The sequence below is a fragment of the Bacteroides sp. AF25-5LB genome (assembly GCF_003602965.1).
Lineage (GTDB): Bacteria > Bacteroidota > Bacteroidia > Bacteroidales > Bacteroidaceae > Bacteroides > Bacteroides uniformis.
Map to the genome: position 1 here is coordinate 271,485 of NZ_QTMC01000002.1, position 21,071 is coordinate 292,555.

The window sequence follows — 21,071 nt, forward strand, 5'->3', positions numbered from 1 at the left end:
GGTCAGCGTACTTGAAGTTCGTTGATGGTACCCGCGCGTACCAAATCCTCGTTCTCAATCACGAAGGACTGGTGACGGCCGCCGTTCTTCTCGTTCAATTCCACCACGAGGCACTTGTCATCGGGGATGGTGAACTTCGCCATCGTGAAGACCGTGCGCTCGCTCTTTTTGCCCGGCACGAGGGTGGCGTAGTTCTGCGCGCGGAGCGGCAGAATAATCTGCTCCTGCACGGCAGTACGCTTCGCAACCTTCTTGTCCACGATTTTCCAAGTGATGTAGTCCACATCGAAAGGCACGTTGCTCTGGTTCTTTATCTCCGTGTGGAAATAAAGCAAGCCGTTGTGCGTGTAGATGCCTTTCAACAGGTATTGGATGCCGAAACGCTTGCAGCCGATATGCTTCACCTCGCGCTTGTTCTGTTTGTGGATGGACTTCATGATAAGGCGCACCAGCATCGGGCTTTCGCTGCCCAGCTCTTTCAGATAGATTTCCTGCGCGTTGTTCGGGCGGTTCACCGTGCTGCCGTCATGGATGAAGTCGCACATCTCCACGTTGAGCAACAGCGGTTCGGCGGCGTACTTCACGTTGAAGGTGTAGAAACTGCCGTCCTCCGTGATGACGGACATATTCGTTTCGTTGGGAAAATTCCTTACGGTAGCCTTCACACGGATGATGTTCTCCGCTCCGTCGGCTTTCCCGGCAATCAGGTCGGGCGAGCCTAAATCGACATAGCGCACCTCCGCCGGAAAAATGACGTGGACGGTCTTGTCGTAGGTCACTTCCAGACCGTGCGGCGGTATCATGCGGTCGAAGGTCAGCTTGCGTGACAGCCCGTGATATAGGTCGCCGTCCGCCTCCTTCTGCGGATAGACCTCCTTCGTCAAGGTCGGTTGTTCACTTCCGTTGGTCGTTTCAACGGTTACATTCTCCTGCGCGTTGGCAGTTATGATGCCCATAGCGAGGGCAAACATGATGATTACTTTTCTCATTACTTTTGGATTTTAGTGGTAATTTTTATTGTTTTCAATATTTTTCTTGGTAAAGCATGACCCTGTACCCGGCTTTCAGATGCACCTTGACGGTTCGCATCTTTTTGGCGATGTACTGGCTCGTGCCTTGTATCAGCCCCTTGCCCAAGTCGGAGGCGAGCTGCGCCCCGGCATTGGTGGAGATGTTGATGCTGCTTCCCAGCGAGCCGCCCATGTTGGCGGCGACCTCCCGGACGGCGTTCATCTCCATCGAGTTCGGGATGAAGATGCCGGGCTGTCCGTCCGTGTCATAGACCGCAAGCTCCACGGGGATAATCGTGCCGTCGTATTCCAGCGAGGTAATCTCGATGTCGAGCCGCTCACCCTGTATCTTGCCCGTGCCGACCACCACCGCACCCCGGGGTATTGTCCTGCCTGCCACCGCCATAGGCTCCAGCAGGCGCAGCCTTACCGTCTGCCCGTCCGTCACGCTCTGCGCCCCATGCACGCACGCCGGTATGGTGTTCCTGTCCAATACCTCCGCCGTGCCGACAGCCGTGTTGAAACCCCGGTTGCGTTCCTGCGATAAGGCGGCGACAAACTCCGCGTTACTCATAGGCTGTGAGAGTGAAGAAACTACTTGATGCTCCACCTGTCTGATAGGCATTGCCTTGTTCTTCTTCCCTTTCTGCACGGTAGTTGGCTCTGCCCTCTGTTCCGCCGATGGCTGTCCTCCGTTCTGACCGCCCATGTACTTTGCCGCCAGCTCGTAGGACTTCTCCATAAGAGCCACCTGCTCGTCCATAGAGGAAGCCTTGCCCCTCTCGCTTTCCAGTTCCGACTCCAGCGATGCGATGCGCTCCAACAATTCGTCCATCTCCGCATTGTCGTTTTTCGGCTGGTCGTAGAAGTTTCCGAGCGTGGCGTTCAGGTCACGGTAGGCGGCTGCGGAGGACTGGATGGTCTGCGGCGTGGCTGGCTTTGCCCTTTCTTCCTTGCCGCCCGGATTGGCGAGGTCGAAGTCCACTCCGTTCTCCGTTCCCGCTATCTCGCGGTCGAACATGTCGCCCAGCTGCCCGATGGCACGGTTGCGGCTCTCCTGACGCTCTTCCATCTCCCCATGCTCGTAGGCTTTCAGCTTGTCGCCGATAATCTGCCGGTTCGCCTTGTCAGCGTCGGGCATCTCGGTGTTGTATCCGTCCGTTCCCGGCGGTTGCTCCTTGCCGGAGGACGGGGCGAATATCAGCCACATCGCCCCGATGAACACCAACACCATAGCGGGCAGCACGATCATCTTCTGCCGTTTCAGCCGTTGCGCCTCTGTCAGCGGTTCGCGCTCCTTTTTCGGTTTCCCCGTTTCGGGAGCAGCTTTGTTCTCTTTCGTCGGTTCATTCTTTGTCTGTTCCATATAAATAAGGTGTTAAGTGATTGCCTGTTTCCGCCGGGGTCGGCAGTTCCACCCGTCCGGCGTGTCCCGTTTCCATATGTGAGCCGTCGTTCCTGCCGATGTCATAGACGGCTCTGCCGAAGGTGTAAAGGGCAAGCACCGCGAAGGCGGCGAACATCCCCAGCACGATGCGGCGGCGTGTTTCCGGCGGCAAGCCGTCCAGATACCCTTTGAGACTTGCCGCCAAGCGTTTCCGTTTGTCGTGGAGTTTCCAATACATGCCCCACATTGATTTTCTGATACTTTTCATGTCCTGTTACCGTTTGATAGTCTGTAAATCCTTGTTCTCAATGATGGTGAAACCCTCGATGGTAAAACCGTTCGGGTTGTCATCCGACCGCGATGCGTTCAGCAGGCGGCAGGTGGTCACGAGGCTGCGCTCGGTGACGTTGCTCTGCCGGATGATTTTCTGTGTGGCGTAGGTCACGGCACGGTAGGGATAGGCGTTGAAGTCGCACACCACGCTGTCCACCTTCAGCACTTGGTTGATGTTCCCGGCGATGATGCGGTTGTAGTACCCCTTCTCCGCGAAGTCCGAATAATAGTGGTACACGCTCTTGTCCGCCAGCAGCAAGGCACGTTTCACGTTGTGTTCAATCGCGCTTTTTTCAGGTGATAGCGTGAAGAACATCTCGTGGAAACGGCGCACATGTTCCCGTGCCTCCGCCGGGCGGTTCTGCGACAAATCCTGAGACAAGGCGAGCATCAGGCTCTTGCCGTTGTCCAGCACATAGATTTTCTCCCGTTGCTTCTCTGCGAAACGGTAGGAGTTCCACACGCTCCACACCGTCACCACGGCGCACAGCGAGAGGAAGACGATACCGAACAGGCGTATCTGCCTGAACGACGATTCGATGTTTCTAAGTGATTTGAATTCCATTTATATTTTCCAATTTATGATTGCACATTGATTATTTCAGCAATTTGCCGACACGTCCGACTGCGTTTCCTGCGGCTGCACCCGCCACGCTGCCCGCCATGCTTCCGGCTCGTCCCGCCATCTGGTTCACGTTGCGACCGTAACCGCCCATGCCTCCGGCTTGGATAATCCAGCCCGCAACGGTGGGAATGGTAAAGTAGCCGATGATGCCGATGCAGAGGAATACGATATACACCCCGTCGCTCGAATCCAGCGAGAAGTTCGGGTCTGCCTGCATCCGCTCGATGTCGTTTTGCAGCATCAGAACCTGTATCTTCGCCAGTATGGTGCTGAACATGTCCGATACCGGTAGCCACAGATAGACCTGTATATAGCGGCATATCCACTGCGTGAGCGTGTTTTGGAAACCGTCCCATACCGACAGGGCGAAGGCTATCGGACCGAGAATCGCCAGCACCACGAGAAAGAAGGTGCGGACGGTGTCTATCACGAGGGCGGCGGCTTGGAACAGCAGTTCGAGTATCTCGCGGAAGAAGTCGCGGATGCTCTTCTTCATGTTGTACATTCCCCGGTCGATATACATTCCCGCCATCGTCACCATGTCGGAGGGCGACCAGCCGAGTTCCTCCAGTTGCTTGTCAAATTCCTCGTTGGACACGAGGTAGGCGGTTTCGGGGTTGCGTACCATCGCCTCGTATTCCAGTTTGTCCTTCTGCTCCCGGTATCGGTTCATGTCCAGCGTTTCCGCCTCCAGCATCTTTGCCGTGCCCTGTACGACGGGTGAGAGGATGCTGTTTATCGTGCCCAGCACCACAGTCGGGAAGAACATGATGCACAGACCGATGGCAAAAGGACGGAGCATCGGGAATACGTCTATCGGTTCAGCTCTCGCCAGCGACTGCCATACCCGGTAGGCGACGTAGAACAGCGCACCCAGCCCGGCGATGCCTTTCGCCACACCAGCCATGTCCCCACACAGCGGCATCATCTGCTCATAAAGTGAACGTAAAATCTGATGAAGGTTGTCGAACTTCATAGGCTACCAGTATCTTTCGTTCATGTTCCCGTACAGCCCCATGATGCGGTCGAGGTCGTTCTTCTTTTTCGCACGCAGGTAACTCACGGAGATGTTCTTGTTCGTGTAGTAGCTCACGAGGTTGCGGTAACGCTTCATCTTCGAGTGGCAGCGTTCCACCACGTCCATGCGCTCCTTGTCGGTCATGGAGAGCGTGGTGATGTTCACCACGTTCCTGAGTTCCGTCAACACTTCGTTGCTTTCCTCCAGCAGTTTCGTGTAGCCGAAAGCGATTGCGGAAAGCTCTTCGGGTCTGAAATTCCCGTCACGGAGCATCCGTTGGAAACTGTTCACATAGATGTCTGTGATGTCGCCCACCATCAGGATGGTCTGCTGCACCTTGCGGGCGTCCTTGACCAGATTGTTCACCGATTTGAGGGCATCGTAATACTTCTTGCCCTGCTGATAGATTTTCACCGTCTCCTGAAAGTTGCTCACCATGTTCGTGGCGGTCTTGGAGGTATGGATGATGTTTTTGGAGGCATTGATGATGCCCTGCGCTAGATTGCCCGGATCGCTTACGACCCACTGTGCGCTTGCCCTGCCCGCGAAAAGCAGGCACAGGCAGATAATCATTGTTATTCTTGTTCTCATGTTACTTTGGATTTTAGTGGTTGTTATTCTTCGGTCGGATGTCCCGGCTGCGGCTTCACCCGCACATAGTCCCCGTTTGGCGAGAAAGTCAGCACATCCGTGGCCTCGTTGTAGGACACGTCGATGCGGAAGCCGGTGTTCATGAACAGGTTGCCGTTCTCCTCCTGCAAGAGATAGGTTTCCGGCTTGAGCTTGCGGCGCAGACCGCTACGACGGAACACCGTCACTTTGTAGGCTTCGCCCTCCTTGTAGATAAGCACGTCAGGTTTTCCCTCCACGCTCTCCCAGTTCCCGCACAGCATGTCGCGGCGGTTGTCGGCCACGTCGCAGGATTGCAGCATCATGACCGCCAATCCGATAAGGCACTTGCTGACTTGCAGCATTTTCACTTTTGGTAAATTCATACGCGTTTTTCTTTTTTGGTTGATACATTCTGTTTTTTAGTTATTCCTTGTTTCTCCGCCTTTCGGCAAGCTGCCGGATGGCGGCTTCGATGTCGTCGCCCAGCTTCTCCGCCAGACGGTAAACCTCCACTTTTTCCGTTTCCTCGGTGGTGTACGCCAGATACTCTTCCGCGCTGACCTCCGTGGCATAGACCGCCGACTGCGTGCCGCCCAAGCCTATCCACACCTCCTTGTAGAGCCGTGAAGGGTTGTTCGCCATGTTGATGGAGAGTATCTGCGACTTCTCCTTTTCCGTCAGTCCGAGCAACGCCTGTATCTGGTCGAACTTGTTCATATATTTCCTTTGGTCAAGCAGGATTTTACAATCCGAGTTGTTGATAATGCTCTCTTTGACCACCGGAGAACTGATAATGTCGTCCACCTCCTGCGTCACCACGATTGCCTCGCCGTAATATTTTCTGACCGTCTTATACATATAGCGCAGATATTCAGCCATGTTCGCCGATGAGAGGGCCTTCCAAGCCTCTTCCACGATAAGCTGTTTCCGCACGCCTTTCAGCCGCCGCATCTTGTTGATGAAGGCTTCCATGATGATGATGGTCACGACGGGGAACAGTTCGCGGTTTTCTTTAATCGAATCTATCTCGAAGACGATGAACCGCTTGCCGAGCAGGTCGATGTTCTCCGTGGAGTTGAGCAGGAAATCGTAACGCCCGCCCCGGTAATACTGCCGCATGGTGGTGAGCATGTTGTCGATGTTGAAGTCGGACTTCTCCACCTTGATGTCACGCTGTGCCAGTTCCTTGCGGTAGTCGTCACGCATATACTCGTAGAAGGTGTTGAACGACGGCACGATGCTACGGTCGGATTGGATGCGCTCAATATAGGCACTCACGGCACTGCCCAGCTCGCCGCTCTCCGTCTTTGTCACCTTGTCGTCCTCCGACTTCCAGAGCGTCAGCAACAGGGTCTTGATGCTGTCCTTCTTCTCCACGTCGAAGATGTAATCGTCGGTGTAGAACGGGTTGAAGCTGATGGGCTTATCTTCCGTGTAGGTGAAATACACACCGTCCGCTCCGCCTGTCTTGCGTCGGATCATGCCGCACAAGCCCTGATAGGAGTTTCCCGTGTCCACCAATACCACATGTGCGCCTTGCTCATAATATTGGCGCACGAGGTGGTTCATGAAGAAAGACTTGCCGCTGCCCGAAGGACCCAGCACGAACTTGTTGCGGTTGGTCGTGATACCTCGCTTCATGGGCAGGTCGGAGATGTCAAGGTGCAGCGGTTTTCCCGTGAGCCTGTCCACCATCTTGATGCCGAAGGGCGAGAGCGAGCTGCGGTAGTTGGTTTCCTCTGTGAACAGGCACACCGCCTGTTCGATGAAGGTGTGGAAACTCTCTTCCGCCGGGAAGTCCGCCGCATTGCCGGGTATCGCCGCCCAGTAGAGTGTCGGGCAGTCGATGGTGTTGTGGCGCGGCACGCATTCCATGCTTGCCAACTGGCTGCCCACGTCGTTCTTGATATGCTTCAGTTCCTCCGCATCGTCGCTCCACGCCATGACGTTGAAGTGTGCCCGTACCGAGGTCAGTCCGTAGGAATGGGCTTCGTTCAGGTATTGGTCTATCCACTCGCGGTTGATGCTGTTGCTCCTTGAATAGCGAGATAGCGACTGCATGTTACGGGCGGACTTCTCGAACTTCTGCAAGGTTTCCTCACTGTTGTCTATCAGCACATACTGGTTGTAGATATGGTTGCAGGAGAGCAGAAGCCCCACCGGGGAGGCGAATGACAGTCGGCAGTCACTCCGGTCGGTGGAGAGCTTCTCGTAACGGGTGTCGGTAGCCACCTTGCCCGGCAGGTCTTCCGCGTCGGAGAGGGTGTGCAGACACAGGCGGTTGTCGCCGATGCGCATCTCCCTTGCCGAAAGCTCGATGTCCTGCAAGGTGGTGTCACCTTCCGGCATGAGCGAGAAGTAGCGTTCAATAAGTCCCGTCTTTCCCTCAGTACCCACAATCTCATCGGTGGAGAGGCGGCGCAGCCTGACAAGCCCGCTGTCGTTCATGATGCGCTCGAACTGTTCGCAGGCTTCCAAGAACTTGGTCGTGGTTTCCCTGTCCAGCTCCTTCGGGATGATATGTCCCCGGCACAGCGTGCTGAAATTGCTCTGCATCCGGTTACGCTCCTTTGTTGTCTTGGTCAGGTAGAGGTAGCAGGTGTGTTTCAGGTACGGACGCTCGTTGAAGTGACGCTCGAAAGAGCGGCTTAAAAAGCTCATGTCGTCCTTCTGAAGCTCCGGTTTGTAGCGTTCCTTGATGAACCAGTCCTGTTTGTGGACGACGGAGTAGTCCGGCAGCACCTTGATAGCCTTGCACCAGCAACTGTGTATCGCCTCGTACTCCGCACCCGTCACGGTGTAAAGTTCCGGTAGTTCCACCTCGAAAGCCACCGTGATGTCGGCGTCCTTTGAGATGATGCAGCCATGCTCCACCGCTAAAAGTGGGAACCTGTTTTCCAGTGTTGTCATTTTCGATGTATTCCTCATTGTCTTTCTTCCTTTCGTTGTCGTTTGAACAGACGGGTTATCCGCCGCCGGTTGATAAGGTATCGGGGATGGCTCCGTGCCGCTCCTAATTTCATCAGCCCGTGTTCACCGTACCGGGCGTTCAGCGCGAAGGTCTGCCATACAAGGAGGGAGGACGATGCCGCGCCGAAGCCGATACATATCCACTGGTCGATACCGACCATGTAGAGGATGACGAACAGGACGAAGAGAGCCAGCAGACCTCCGCAGAAGATGAAGAGGTACTGTGCCTTCAAGCCCTTGAACTCTACCGGACGGCCGATACCCTTGTTGATTGGGTATTCAGCCATACATTATTTATTAAAGGAAGAATGAGCGCAGGATGGTGGCGGCAACAATCAGGAAGATGCACGCGCCGAACCACGAGGCGGCTGTCTTGCTGGTGTCGGGGTCGCCCGATGAAAACTTGCCGTACACTTTTACGCCCCCGATAAGCCCGACGACTGCACCGATGGCGTATATCAGTTTAGTTCCGGGGTCGAAATAAGAACTCACCATAGAGGTGGCTTCGTTGATGCCCGCGATGCCGTTTCCCTGCGCGAAAGCGGAGGCGGTTGCGGCGATGACAAGTGCCGCGGAGAGGATTGCTTTTCTGTTTTTCAAGATGTTCTTGTTCATAAACTGTTCTTGTTTTTTGCCGTCAAAAGGGTGGATGGTCCTTTGTCGGGCGGTTGATACTTTGTTTCTTTACTTTGGTTTTAGTGGATGCCCGTTTGTTTCCACGGACGTGGGCGTGTCCGTTGCGGATGGGGATGCGCCTTGCGTTTCCTCGCCGCGTGGGTTGATGTCATTCTTTCATGTTCATTTCTTTTATTGTTGTCATACATAGTTGCGAATGTCGAACTCCTCGATGTTGTCCGGCACGACGAACTCCTTTTCAGATTTCTTCAGCCGAATCTCGATAAGCCCCTTGATGCGGATGCCTATCTCCGAAGAGCCTTCCATCATTTTCTCGTACAACTCCGTGCCCTCCATGTCGGTGAACACCTTAGCCGCCTTTTCACGTTCCGCCTGTGTCGCGTCCGGGTTTTTGGCGGTCTTGCAGGCGTCGTCAATCTCGTCAAAGCTGCTGCCCGAAGCCCGTGGCGTGTCCGAGGCGTCCTCTTCCGGTTCGTCGTCCCCGTATCCCAGTTCCTCCGGCGGTATGCTCGTGAAGGTCTCATCGAGTTTTTCCTCCGGGACTTGTGCCGGGCGGGATGCGTTTCCCGTTTTTCCGTCGTCAAAAGTAGCCTCTTCCTCCGACAGCTCAATGCCTTTTTCAATAGTGGCGGCTTCTTGCGTCGGTATGGCAGCGGTTGTCCGGGTGGATGCCATCCTGAAACGGCTCTTGCCGATGATGTCCGCCTTTTCCGCAGGGACTTCCTCGTGTGCCGCTATGCGTTTAGCCTCATTCCCGTCCAGTGACCGCCATAATCCGACAATGCCCTTGAAGAAGCGGACAATCCGCGTGTCCATGATGCGCTCGTAAAGGAGCAGGAACAGGAACCAGAGGTTGCAGCCGACCGATACCGCCAGCAGAATGTCTGTCATGCTGATTGTGTAATTCATATCCTTCCGTTTTTGGTTAGAATACTGAATTGTAATTTCGGGCATAAAGGCTCTTTATCGCATCTTCGCACTGGTTGAAGTGGTGCGTCAGCACATGGTCGATGTAAGCGGACAGCGTAAGCCGGTCATGCCCGATTACACGGGTGATACGCATGATACGCTCGTGGTACTCCGGGCGCACATACGCCATCTTCCCCTCACGTGCCTTTACTTCCGGGTCGCGGATGAACAGGCGTTCATAGTCCTTCTCACTGCATTTGCCGCTTACCGGGACAGGCGACAGTATTTCCACACTCGCCTGCACTTGGGTAAACATACCTCCGCAGTCTTGCTGTGGTCTTTTTTCATTCGGTGTCATTTCTTTTTCCATTTTCAAATCAGATCTTCACGTTGTTTCTTGTACAGTTCGTTGATTCTCTCCTTGTGCTGTTCCAGATGCTGGCGCAGCACGGTATCCACATATCCGCCTACTGAGATTTCCCCTCCGGCGATGTCGTTCACGATTCTGAGGATCTTGCCGTGGACGTCACGGCTGATATAGACACATTGGCGGGTCTTTATCTCGTTGCGGCGCAGGAATAGCTCGTTGTAGTCCTCGTCCTGCCTTTTCCGGCGTCCACTTTCCCTCTGCGCTTTTTCCCGTGTTACGGGTTGCACAGGAGATGGTTCCGGTGCGGCGGTGTCCTCTTCGGTCGGTGCAGCTGCGGGTACTTCCTGTGCGGGGCGCAGTGTCCCGTCCTGTGTGCGCCGCCCGATGGAGGCTAACAGCAGTTCCTCGTCGATGCCTTCCGTGTTCACTTTCCTGCTGCCCATGCTCACTGCGGTCTGATGATGTCGCTTATCTCTTCGGAAAACTCCCGGATGCCACTCCCTTTCAGCAGTGCCGTGTCCATCGGGAAGATGGTGGAGCGGAAAACGCTCTTGCGCTCTTCCGAAAGGTCACGGCGGAACTTCTTGCTGTCGGGCAAGCGGGTGGAAAGTACCGGAAAGCCCATTTCGGCTATCACTTCCTCGTAGATGCCGTACAAGTCGTTCCTCTCCCTGCCGTCCACCATCGTCCAGAACAGATGCAGCCCCTTTGTTTTCGCCTGTCCGGTAGTCATCAGCCTGTCGCGGAACATCGTGACGAATTTCAGGGTACTCTCCACGACAAAGCGGTCGGCACTCAGCGGAGTGAAAATGTAGTCCATCTGCGAGAGCGTCTTTATCACGCCGTTGCTTCGGAGTGTGCCGGGCATGTCGAAGAACACCACGTCGGGTTTCACGTCCTCAGTGGCAATCATCCTCTCGGCATCGTCGAGGGCGTTCACCGCATTGCTTTTGACGATGGTGTAGGCGTTCTTTTTGATCCGGCGGAAATGGTCGCAAGCGAGAGCCTTGAAGTAGGTGCTGCTGTCGATAAGCCCCATTTCGTGTTCGCGCAGCCCGTGGATGCTGTGCTGCGGGTCGTCGCAGTCCACGACGGCGACATTGTAGCCTTTCACGTTGTGCAGGTAGCTGGCGGCAAGTGCCGTGACAGTGGATTTGCCGATGCCACCTTTCTGTGTTGCGAATGCAACGAAGATTTCCTTACTCATAGTTCCATTTATTTTAATTGTTGATGATTTGTTTTTCTGTTTCCATACGGATTTGGCTGTCGCACCATCCGCTTCCGTGACTACACACGCAGGCGGGTCGTCGCGTATCCGGTTCTGTGGTGAAGCGGTGCGTCGGACAAATGGTGATTGACGACATTGCGTCATGAAGTCATTGAATCCATACGTCACCGAATTGTCGGAGAACCGGGTTTCCGACGGTTCGGGTATCCGTTTCGGCAAGTATCCGAAGAAGCGGATTTCCGGGTATTTGAATGTTCCGTTTATCATATCTTCAAATCGTTCGTTTCTTGAATCATGCTGCAAATAAACAAGTATATTTTGGAACCTGTATCACTTCTCCGGCAAGTGGCGGCACGTTGCGCCGGTTGGCAGTCATTGACCGGGTCAAGCATCTGTCCGATACCGCTTTAAGGGCGTAACTTTGCACCCGGACAGCAGGGTTCGCCGATGACGCGCGGCCCGGAGTCCTGAAAGGTATTTTCCCAATCCGTCCCCTGACGGATTTTTATGTTCACCTGAACATAGCAAGATGTCTTTTCAGCCGCTCAAAATATTTTGAGCAGCCACGAAAAGCACTTGCCCTTGCAGGGGGCGGGCTTTCCCTCCGAAGTCGGGAAGCCTTTCAGAACTGCGGTGCTGTAATCCGAAGCGGCGGCTTATGCCGTCAATCCGCTAAATCCAAAGTAATATGAAAGAGAAAAGGAAAAGCAAATCAGGGAGAAATCCCAAACTTGATCCGGCGGTGTACCGGTACACCGTCCGTTTCAACGAGGAGGAACACAACCGTTTCCTCGCCATGTTCGGAAAATCGGGTGTCTATGCACGGTCTGTTTTCCTCAAAGCGCACTTCTTCGGGCAACCGTTCAAGGTGCTGAAGGTGGACAAGACGTTGGTGGACTATTACACCAAACTGTCGGATTTTCATGCACAATTCCGTGCCGTGGGTACGAATTACAACCAAGTCGTGAAGGAACTGAGGCTGCATTTTTCAGAGAAAAAGGCGATGGCGTTGCTCTACAAATTAGAGCAACACACCGTCGAACTCGTGAAACTGAGCCGCCGGATTGTGGAACTTTCAAGGGAAATGGAGGCAAAATGGTCGCAAAAATCAGTGTAGGAAGTTCGTTGTACGGCGCGATTGCCTACAACGGGGAGAAGATTAACGAGGCGCAGGGGCGGCTTCTCACCACCAACCGCATCTACAATGACGGTTCGGGAACGGTGGACATAGGCAAGGCGATGGAGGGTTTTCTCACCTTCCTGCCACCGCAGATGAAGATCGAGAAGCCGGTGGTGCATATCTCTCTCAACCCGCACCCGGAGGATGTGCTGACCGATATTGAGTTGCAGAATATCGCCCGCGAGTATCTGGAAAAACTCGGTTTCGGAAACCAGCCTTATCTTGTATTCAAGCACGAGGACATCGACCGCCACCACCTGCACATCGTGACGGTCAACGTGGACGAGAACGGGAAAAGGCTCAACCGGGATTTTCTCTACCGCCGCAGCGACCGTATCCGCAGGGAACTGGAACAGAAGTACGGATTGCATCCGGCAGAACGTAAAAATCAGAGATTGGATAATCCGTTGCGCAAGGTGGCCGCATCGGCAGGTGATGTGAAGAAGCAGGTAGGCAACACCGTGAAGGCTCTGAATGGGCAGTACCGTTTCCAGACGATGGGCGAATACCGTGCGCTCCTTTCCTTATATAATATGACGGTGGAGGAAGCGAGGGGCAACGTGCGCGGACGGGAGTATCACGGGCTGGTCTATTCCGTCACGGACGACAAGGGTAACAAGGTGGGCAACCCGTTCAAATCCTCGCTTTTCGGGAAGTCCGCAGGCTATGAAGCCGTACAGAAGAAGTTTGTCCGTTCCAAATCGGAAATCAAGGATAGGAAACTGGCAGACATGACGAAACGCACCGTCCTTTCCGTGCTGCAAGGCACTTATGACAAGGACAAATTTGTATCCCAACTCAAAGAGAAGGGCATCGACACCGTACTGCGCTACACAGAGGAAGGGCGCATCTATGGGGCTACCTTCATCGACCACCGCACGGGATGCGTGCTGAACGGTTCGCGCATGGGTAAGGAGCTTTCGGCGAATGCCTTGCAGGAACACTTCACCCTGCCATACGCCGGACAACCGCCGATACCGCTATCCATCCCTGTGGATGCTGCGGACAAGGCACACGGGCAGACCGCCTACGACAGTGAAGATATATCGGGCGGTATGGGCTTGCTCACTCCCGAAGGTCCGGCGGTAGATGCCGAGGAAGAGGCTTTCATCCGGGCGATGAAGCGCAAAAAGAAGAAAAAACGCAAGGGCTTGGGTATGTAATCAGAGTATCAACAATTAAAAAATCAATGTATGTCACAACAAGAAGACGATTTGAGGGCATTGGCGAAAATCATGGATTTTCTGCGTGCCGTGAGTATCATTTTAGTGGTCATGAACGTGTACTGGTTCTGCTACGAAGCCATCCGGCTGTGGGGCGTGAACATCGGCGTGGTGGACAAAATCCTTCTGAACTTCGACCGCACGGCGGGGCTGTTCCATTCCATTCTCTACACGAAGCTGTTTTCCGTCCTTTTGCTTGCCTTGTCCTGTCTGGGTACGAAGGGTGTCAAGGGTGAGAAAATCACTTGGGGGAGAATCTGGACAGCATTTGCCGTCGGGTTCGTGCTGTTTTTCCTGAACTGGTGGTTGCTGCCCCTGCCGCTGCCGCTTGAAGCGGTGACGGGACTGTATGTCCTTACCATTGGAACGGGCTATGTCTGCCTGTTGATGGGTGGTCTGTGGATGAGCCGCCTGTTGAAACACAATTTGATGGAGGATGTTTTCAACAACGAGAACGAGAGTTTCATGCAGGAAACGAGGCTTATCGAAAGCGAGTATTCGGTCAATCTGCCGACACGTTTCTATTACAGGAAACGCTGGAACAACGGTTGGATCAATGTAGTTAATCCCTTCCGTGCGTCCATCGTGTTGGGTACGCCGGGCAGCGGCAAGTCCTATGCCGTGGTAAACAATTTTATCAAGCAACAGATTGAAAAGGGCTTTAGTCAATACATCTACGATTTCAAGTATCCCGACCTATCTACTATTGCCTACAACCATTTGCTGAACCACCCGGACGGCTACAAGGTAAAGCCGAAGTTCTATGTGATCAACTTCGACGACCCGCGACGCTCTCATCGGTGCAATCCCATTCACCCGGATTTTATGGAAGATATTACGGATGCCTATGAGAGTGCCTACACAATAATGCTCAACCTCAATAAAACGTGGGTGCAAAAGCAGGGCGACTTCTTCGTGGAGTCACCTATCATTCTGTTTGCCAGTATTATCTGGTATCTCAAAATCTATCAGAACGGGAAGTTTTGCACGTTTCCCCATGCTATCGAGTTTCTGAACCGCCGTTACGAGGATATATTTCCGATACTGACCTCTTATCCGGAGCTGGAGAACTACCTTTCGCCGTTCATGGATGCGTGGCTTGGAGGGGCTGCGGAGCAGCTCATGGGTCAGATAGCGTCGGCAAAAATCCCGCTTTCGAGGATGATTTCACCGCAGCTCTACTGGGTGATGTCAGACAGCGAGTTTACGCTGGACATCAACAATCCCGAAGAGCCGAAAATCCTCTGCGTGGGTAACAATCCCGACCGTCAGAATATCTACGGTGCGGCACTCGGTCTGTATAATTCCCGTATCGTGAAGCTCATCAACAAGAAGGGGATGCTGAAGTCATCGGTCATCATCGACGAGTTGCCCACAATATACTTCAAAGGGTTGGACAATCTTATAGCTACCGCCCGAAGCAACAAGGTTGCCGTGTGTCTGGGCTTTCAGGATTTCAGCCAGTTAGTGCGTGACTACGGGGACAAAGAGGCGAAAGTGGTGATGAACACTGTCGGCAATATTTTCTCCGGTCAGGTGGTGGGGGAAACAGCCAAGACGCTCTCCGAGCGGTTCGGTAAGGTGTTGCAGAAACGGCAGTCCATCTCCATCAACCGGCAGGATGTTTCCACCTCCATCAACACGCAGATGGACGCGCTCATTCCACCGAGTAAGATTTCCGGGCTTACGCAGGGAATGTTTGTCGGTTCTGTATCCGACAACTTCAACGAGCGTATCGAGCAGAAGATTTTTCATTGCGAGATTGTGGTGGATGCCGAAAAGGTGAAACGGGAAGAAAGTGCCTACAAGAAAATTCCCGTCATTACAAACTTCACGGACGAGGACGGCAACGACCGCATGAAGGAAACGGTGCAGGCGAACTACCGGCGCATCAAGGAAGAGGTGAAGCAGATTGTGCAGGAGGAACTGGAGCGTATCAAAAACGATCCGGTGCTGTGTAAACTGCTACCAGATAATGAGACTGTCTAACAAGTCCCCAAAATTGAAAATTATCCCTATCGAAGTTTGAAGTGACCCCCAAAAGTTGGATACAATTTTTTTGGGGGGCACTTCAGTTCTGACGGGTAAAATCGTAAAATTCGGACTTGTTAGACAAATACTTACGCGGTTTCAACCTCAGGTACTGAATCTATCGAATTGACAAATTTAACCAATTGCGGATCTGAATCTTTTTGTATGAGGTTTCGGAGACTCTTTTTCAATTCATAAGCATCATCCCCTGCTGTATTTATTAAATCCATATAAAAATCTTTGTTTTGCAGAATCAATGAACGGCATGCCCCATCGGAAATTACAGGTTTCACTATTTTATCAATAACGTCTCCAGCTTGACTTTTCAAATTACCATGCGATCTAAGCCATGTTTCGAAAAATTGAAACTTTATTGCATTGATAGTCTTTTTACCGATGCAGAAATCATTTCTTATATCGGTAACTGTCGATTTAATTTTTCGTTTATCCAATCTTTCAACTATATTCTTGAAACAATTAGGGAAAGGATTCAAACTTTGAGTTCCAGAAGCAATATCCATCAGAATCTTTTTGCCAAATTCAGTCAAGTTATCTGGCAAGGATTTGATTTTAGCCAGTAAATGTTTTATTGCGACAAACCAATAATATGATGTATGTGCTGTTCTTTGGGCGTATAATGTATCAACACTTATTTCAGACAACGCTTCGAACGCTATTTTATTGATATGATCGGTCAGGACATTGCTTATTTTAGTGGTCAAATCGTAAAAAGATGCGTCAGGAATTACATCTTTAATATTGTTCTTAGTGATATACTTATCCAAATCGGTATTCCACTCTGCTAAATGCTCGATAAATACCTCATCCGTTACACCTATTCTGTTCTTAATATCTTCAAATTGGGGCAATATGTCTGAGAGCAATAATTTATAGCCAAGTTTATGATTTACCATGTATTGTAGTGTTTCATTTAATAGCGGTATATTCCATCCCACACTATTTACTAATAAGTCTCCATGATCCACATAATAGTCCATGAGTTCTGCAACATATTTTATATCTCCACCCTCTATTAAGGAAACGGAATGACCATGTGCCAATTGCATGGCGACTAAATCGTAATATCCAGACTCTTTAATGTTTCGGCCATCAGTTTCTAATTCAGAATGCAACTGATTTATGTAGGTTGAATCTAACGTTACAGGTAAAGGTCTTTCTTCGTCAGATGCCAATAAACGATAGGTTGTAAATATAGCCCCTATATTATCTTTATTTACATTCTGTTCATCAATGCAATTCGTGATCGCTTGCAAAAGCGTTGGAAACGTATAGGTAGAATTATCTTTTAACGTTTTTACAATATCTGCATGGTCGAAATTATCGGGTAGTAAGTTTGCCAAATAATTATCGAGCGCCTCCGAATTTGTTGCTACTTGATAATATTTATATGCTTTAGTTGTCGCGTTATCCCGATAGGCAGCATCTGTTGCATTTGCAGCTTGAATATAATCGATAAATGTATTTGGCTTGACTGTTTTTGCTTCAATCAATGACGTAAAATCGCACGCCAACTTATTTTGCGCAATAAACCTGTCTATTGCATCTAACGTTTTGAAATAGTCGCCGCCATTGAAGTCATTGAACCGAACTATCTTCTTATATAATTGAGCAATCACATGGTTTTGGCTTTCCGTGTCTAAATGCAACAGCAGTTCTTGGTATTCGACAGGGAACACCTGCTTCTCTATGGATTCTTTTAATTTCAATTGTGCTATTCTTTGCCATACACGCAGAATAACATCGCTCTTTCGAGTTAATTTATGCAAACAATGTATAATCTTATCGATAAGCGCATTGTCCATACATTGTATAACTTCTTCTAATACAGTGTCAAATTGTTTATTAGTCTCTGCATATTGATTTATGTCGTGGTCTTCTTCTCCGTTGATGCAGCCTTCAATATATTTTTTCAATGGAATTTGTCGAGCATCTTCAACATCGACACCATATACCAAAGCTGCAATTTCGCGTTGTGTTTGCAGATCATTGTTAATTATTGTTTGAATGCCATTCAGATAGTCGCCGGACAATATTTGTTCTACTGGATTTGCCAGAATATCCGTCTTCTTCAAACAGAACAATGCTATGTTTATCATCAAAATTTCGTTACACCACTCTTGTTTAAGAGCGACCATCTCATTGATATATGATATAATTTCCCTAACATTGGCATTAGGATTTACCAATCTGAATATCCGATTTATAGTTTCTTTCGCTTCATTTTCTGTTTCTCCAAATGCTTCAACAAACAGTTTGTTGAATATACTTCGATAGTCGGTAATAACAGGAGGAGCAACACGATAAACAATAGGGAAAGTTTTATTGATAAAATACTTGGTCAGTTGTTTCGTTTGTTCGTCGGTCTCATCTCCGAATGCACAAGCTAAATGTGTTTCATCGAAAGGAATAACAGCCCAAACATTTTCAAAACCGCTATCGGCGAAGAACGTATGGATAGAAGACCATAATTCTTTTACTTTTTCAGCGGGGAGACGATCCATGTTGTCAAAAACAAGGACTAATTTACGTTGTCCTTTTTCCTTGATAAAATCAGAAATGTCTTGCATCCATGTTTTGAACTCGTAAACCGTTGGTTCGTCTTCGCTCAAAGTCTCATAGCAAACGTCCTTTTCGACTTTATCTTGATAAATAGCTAACATATAACTCCATCCATATTTATGATCTTTGCTATATGCCCATTTCCAAACGCACAATGCAATAAGAACTGGCAGTGCAGCTATGATAATAGACAATAAAGAAAACCACCATGTTGTGGGTGTAGGTTTTACTGCATACGCAATAAATGTAAATATCGGAGTTAAAACTGCAACCAAAAATGCCGCAACCATACCATTACTGATAAGGGGATATTTTTCGGTTACGGTCTCCGTTTTACGGGCTAATAAATATTTCAGCTTTTCAGACCATGATACGGTTTTCGTACCTCCACCTTTGACTTTTATTGTTGCATTTCCAGATAGGATACCATCATCAATAAGTTTGCTTGTAAGCAATTCCAATATAGAGCGGCGTTGCAAGTCCTCTTGATGTCCCCATGCGTCATACTCAAAAAAGTAATAGTCGTCTGATAATTCACGTTCCAACATTTTAACCACGTTGGATTTTCCAGATCCCCAAATACCTTCGATGCCGATAATTCGAGGTAAAGTACATTCCTCATCCAATGAATCATTCTGACAAAAATGGCGAGCAATAGTTTTTGCCAACCTTTCTTGCGAACCTCCATCGAATTTGTCAATACCACACGGTTTATTTTGGATAAACCGCGGATATTGCTGTTTGGATTGTAGTTTTGTTTCCATATACGTAATTTATTGATTATACGAACTCCAAATAATTCTCCCGATTTACCACATGAAACTCGGCATAGGGATAGGCTTCTTGGAAGGCTTTCGGTGCGGCCGGCATTTTATTTCCCCACTTGAACTCCAAGGCGGTAAGACTGTCGGCACTCTCCTCAATCAGGTCGATTTCCTGTTTGTCGTAGGTGCGCCAGAAATAGAACTCCCTGTGCAGTCCCTCATTGAAGTTCGCTTTGCGCCGCTCTCCGATGATGTAGTTCTCCCACAGCGCACCGACATCCTGCCGAATGGCCAGCGGTGAGAAAGCCCCGATAATGGCATTGCGAATGCCGTTGTCGTAGAAGTACCACTTGCCAGCTTTTGTAACCTCCTTGCGTAGGTTACGCGAATAAGCCCCCAGACGATAGATAACGAAGACCTTTTCCAATAGGTCGAGGTATTTTTCAACGGTCGTCTTGCTCATGCCGAGTTGTTTACCTAACTCTTCGTAAGAAACTTCGCTGCCCAACTGAAAAGCTATCAATCGCAGTAGATCGCGCATCTTGCTCGAATTTTTTAAGCCGTCAATTGCTAAGATATCTTTAAGCAGGTATGCACCGACAATATCACGTAGGTAGTCTGTTTTACGTTCATAGTTCTCCATCATTACTACTTCGGGATAGGAACCGTAAATCAAGCGCGCTTCGAGGTTCTGGCGGGTTTCAAGTGCCGTTTCCGTCTGTGCGATTTCCCGTTGCGAGAATGGTGTAAGGAGAAATTGCGTACTGCGGCCGACCAACGGTTCACCAGTCTTATTCAGCAAATCGAATGACGAAGAACCACTTGCCAAGACACTTATTCCCGGTATTTCATCAACTATCAACTTCAGAATACTACCGATTTGTGGTATGTTCTGTGCCTCATCAATAGCCAGCAAATCAATACCATCCAATAAATGCCGATAATTGGCTATTGAGCGATTCTCCAATAGTGCTAATGTGTCGTAGTCTTCGCCGTTGAGCATCATCGTCCTACCTGAATAGTTGTCCACAATTTTACGCATCATTACCGTTTTACCAACACGGCGAGCACCAAAAATCAGTACTGCTTTATTGGGCGCGATTCGTGCTGTAATCTTCTCTTGAAGTATTCTATTTACTGTTTCCATACCTTATAAAATATAATGCAAAGATAATCATATTTTTTTAATTGGCGAATTTTACAAAAAAAACGGGCTATTAAATGGCGATTTTTACAACCACAATCTTATGGAAGTTGTTTCATTGTTTTTAGTAATGATATATGTTCATACTATGATGACTCAATAATTTACCAGACATACGTTTCTGAAATTTGTCCTTATAGGAATGAAAAACTCACATATATTGTGCTAATTAATATATAATTAAATGAAAATAAAAAGACAGGATACGAGTATTCCTGTCTTCTCATATGTAATGGATATTTTTTTATTTTCTCATCCGCTCCAACTCCTCATCACGCAACATTCTCTCGTTCAGTTTTTCCTGCATCCTGTCAATGAAATAGGTGCGGCTTTCGTTCTTCCGGCGTTTGATATCAGTGTAGAAGCGGTAGCAGTCTTTAGAATCAACCCCGAATATCTTATAGAGAAGTGGGGCGAGCTGTTTGAGCGGCATATTGCCGTTGTTGATGCAGCCCATCACGTCTATGCCGTAGATAAGTTCCACGAGGTCGATGGCATTGCCCGTCCATTGAAGAAGGCTGGCGGTGGTTTCTGTTGCGTTGTTGGCGGATATTAGTGGTGGCACTTGGGGCGTGGCAAGGAATTTCTGCATCTTTCTTACGAAAGACAGAGCCTTGCTGACGTAGGCGGCAATCTCTCTTTTTTCTTCTGACAGATTACGTACGGGATGGTGCTGCAACTCGATTTCGATGTAGGCAAGCGCGATGACGGTAAGGTTCATGTCCATGCCGCCGTTGCACAGTTCGATCACTTGGGTGGCGAAAGCCGTGTATGCCGTTTCCATATTGCAGTCGCCGGCTTCGTTTATCAGGCGGAAAAAGTCGGTTTCCGCCAGCAAGAAATAATTCATGGTTCTGTCAATTTTGAAAATTACACTTTGTTTTCTGCGTGCGCACATGAATATAATTGGCAAAAAACGCGGCAGAAAATAAAAAATCCAACACTCAATTTTACAAAGTGCTGGATTTCAGAGGTATAAAATTCAGTATTT

The 21,071-nt window shown here is 50.0% G+C and carries 20 protein-coding genes; 3 read left to right on the forward strand and 17 right to left on the reverse strand.

Features of this window, described 5'->3' with window-relative positions; genetic code table 11:
* Positions 1 to 2 precede the first annotated feature (2 nt).
* The 14 genes from traN to DWY57_RS03450 form a co-directional block, all read right to left on the reverse strand.
* A complete protein-coding gene (gene traN, locus DWY57_RS03390; protein ID WP_004291522.1) occupies positions 3 to 989 on the reverse strand; it encodes a conjugative transposon protein TraN in 987 nt (328 codons plus the stop codon).
* A 34-nt stretch (positions 990 to 1,023) separates the two neighbouring features.
* The gene (gene traM / locus DWY57_RS03395; RefSeq protein ID WP_004291521.1) at positions 1,024 to 2,376 is read right to left on the reverse strand and encodes a conjugative transposon protein TraM; all 1,353 of its coding nucleotides are present in this window, start codon (positions 2,374 to 2,376) and stop codon (positions 1,024 to 1,026) included.
* Positions 2,357 to 2,665 (reverse strand): TraL conjugative transposon family protein, encoded by a 309-nt coding sequence (locus DWY57_RS21060; protein ID WP_004291520.1) that lies wholly within the window; start codon positions 2,663 to 2,665, stop codon positions 2,357 to 2,359. The genes traM and DWY57_RS21060 overlap by 20 nt, the downstream gene beginning before the upstream one ends.
* 6 nt (positions 2,666 to 2,671) lie before the next feature.
* On the reverse strand, positions 2,672 to 3,295 hold the full coding sequence (traK, locus tag DWY57_RS03400) for a conjugative transposon protein TraK (protein WP_004291519.1): 624 nt from the start codon (positions 3,293 to 3,295) through the stop codon (positions 2,672 to 2,674).
* A 31-nt stretch (positions 3,296 to 3,326) separates the two neighbouring features.
* The gene (traJ, locus tag DWY57_RS03405; protein WP_004291518.1) at positions 3,327 to 4,331 is read right to left on the reverse strand and encodes a conjugative transposon protein TraJ; all 1,005 of its coding nucleotides are present in this window, start codon (positions 4,329 to 4,331) and stop codon (positions 3,327 to 3,329) included.
* Positions 4,332 to 4,334: 3 nt separating this feature from the next.
* The gene (locus DWY57_RS03410; protein WP_004304283.1) at positions 4,335 to 4,964 is read right to left on the reverse strand and encodes a DUF4141 domain-containing protein; all 630 of its coding nucleotides are present in this window, start codon (positions 4,962 to 4,964) and stop codon (positions 4,335 to 4,337) included.
* A gap of 23 nt (positions 4,965 to 4,987) precedes the next feature.
* A complete protein-coding gene (locus tag DWY57_RS03415) occupies positions 4,988 to 5,368 on the reverse strand; it encodes a DUF3876 domain-containing protein (protein WP_004291516.1) in 381 nt (126 codons plus the stop codon).
* Positions 5,369 to 5,408: 40 nt separating this feature from the next.
* Positions 5,409 to 7,913, reverse strand: coding sequence for a TraG family conjugative transposon ATPase (locus tag DWY57_RS03420; protein ID WP_004291515.1), 2,505 nt, complete (start codon positions 7,911 to 7,913; stop codon positions 5,409 to 5,411).
* On the reverse strand, positions 7,910 to 8,242 hold the full coding sequence (locus DWY57_RS03425; RefSeq protein WP_004291514.1) for a DUF4133 domain-containing protein: 333 nt from the start codon (positions 8,240 to 8,242) through the stop codon (positions 7,910 to 7,912). Before DWY57_RS03425 ends, DWY57_RS03420 begins: the two co-directional genes overlap by 4 nt.
* 10 nt (positions 8,243 to 8,252) lie before the next feature.
* Entirely contained in the window at positions 8,253 to 8,570 is a 318-nt protein-coding gene (locus DWY57_RS03430; RefSeq protein ID WP_002560983.1) for a DUF4134 domain-containing protein, read from the reverse strand.
* A gap of 201 nt (positions 8,571 to 8,771) precedes the next feature.
* Positions 8,772 to 9,500 (reverse strand): hypothetical protein, encoded by a 729-nt coding sequence (locus DWY57_RS03435; RefSeq protein WP_004304280.1) that lies wholly within the window; start codon positions 9,498 to 9,500, stop codon positions 8,772 to 8,774.
* Between the two features lie 16 nt (positions 9,501 to 9,516).
* Positions 9,517 to 9,870, reverse strand: coding sequence for a DUF3408 domain-containing protein (locus tag DWY57_RS03440; protein ID WP_004291505.1), 354 nt, complete (start codon positions 9,868 to 9,870; stop codon positions 9,517 to 9,519).
* 2 nt (positions 9,871 to 9,872) lie between these two features.
* Positions 9,873 to 10,313: a DUF3408 domain-containing protein gene (locus tag DWY57_RS03445; protein WP_004291503.1), complete on the reverse strand. Its 441-nt coding sequence runs from the start codon at positions 10,311 to 10,313 to the stop codon at positions 9,873 to 9,875.
* A gap of 2 nt (positions 10,314 to 10,315) precedes the next feature.
* The gene (locus DWY57_RS03450) at positions 10,316 to 11,365 is read right to left on the reverse strand and encodes a ParA family protein (protein WP_004291492.1); all 1,050 of its coding nucleotides are present in this window, start codon (positions 11,363 to 11,365) and stop codon (positions 10,316 to 10,318) included.
* Positions 11,366 to 11,786: 421 nt separating this feature from the next.
* Between DWY57_RS03450 and mobA the strand changes: the two genes are divergently transcribed.
* The 3 genes from mobA to mobC are packed head-to-tail and all read left to right on the forward strand — an operon-like array spanning position 11,787 to position 15,490.
* Positions 11,787 to 12,215 (forward strand): conjugal transfer protein MobA, encoded by a 429-nt coding sequence (mobA, locus tag DWY57_RS03465; protein ID WP_004291488.1) that lies wholly within the window; start codon positions 11,787 to 11,789, stop codon positions 12,213 to 12,215.
* Positions 12,194 to 13,441, forward strand: coding sequence for a conjugal transfer protein MobB (gene mobB, locus DWY57_RS03470; RefSeq protein WP_004291483.1), 1,248 nt, complete (start codon positions 12,194 to 12,196; stop codon positions 13,439 to 13,441). Before mobA ends, mobB begins: the two co-directional genes overlap by 22 nt.
* Positions 13,442 to 13,471: 30 nt before the next feature.
* A complete protein-coding gene (gene mobC / locus DWY57_RS03475; RefSeq protein WP_004291482.1) occupies positions 13,472 to 15,490 on the forward strand; it encodes a conjugal transfer protein MobC in 2,019 nt (672 codons plus the stop codon).
* 131 nt (positions 15,491 to 15,621) lie between these two features.
* On the opposite strand, the gene DWY57_RS03480 is transcribed toward mobC, so the two are convergent.
* The 3 genes from DWY57_RS03480 to DWY57_RS03490 form a co-directional block, all read right to left on the reverse strand.
* Positions 15,622 to 18,876, reverse strand: a complete 3,255-nt coding sequence (locus DWY57_RS03480; RefSeq protein ID WP_004291481.1) for a P-loop NTPase fold protein — start codon at positions 18,874 to 18,876, stop codon at positions 15,622 to 15,624.
* Positions 18,877 to 18,892: 16 nt separating this feature from the next.
* The gene (locus DWY57_RS03485; protein WP_004291480.1) at positions 18,893 to 20,023 is read right to left on the reverse strand and encodes an ATP-binding protein; all 1,131 of its coding nucleotides are present in this window, start codon (positions 20,021 to 20,023) and stop codon (positions 18,893 to 18,895) included.
* A gap of 301 nt (positions 20,024 to 20,324) precedes the next feature.
* Entirely contained in the window at positions 20,325 to 20,930 is a 606-nt protein-coding gene (locus DWY57_RS03490; protein ID WP_004304269.1) for an RteC domain-containing protein, read from the reverse strand.
* Between the last annotated feature and the right edge of the window lie 141 nt (positions 20,931 to 21,071).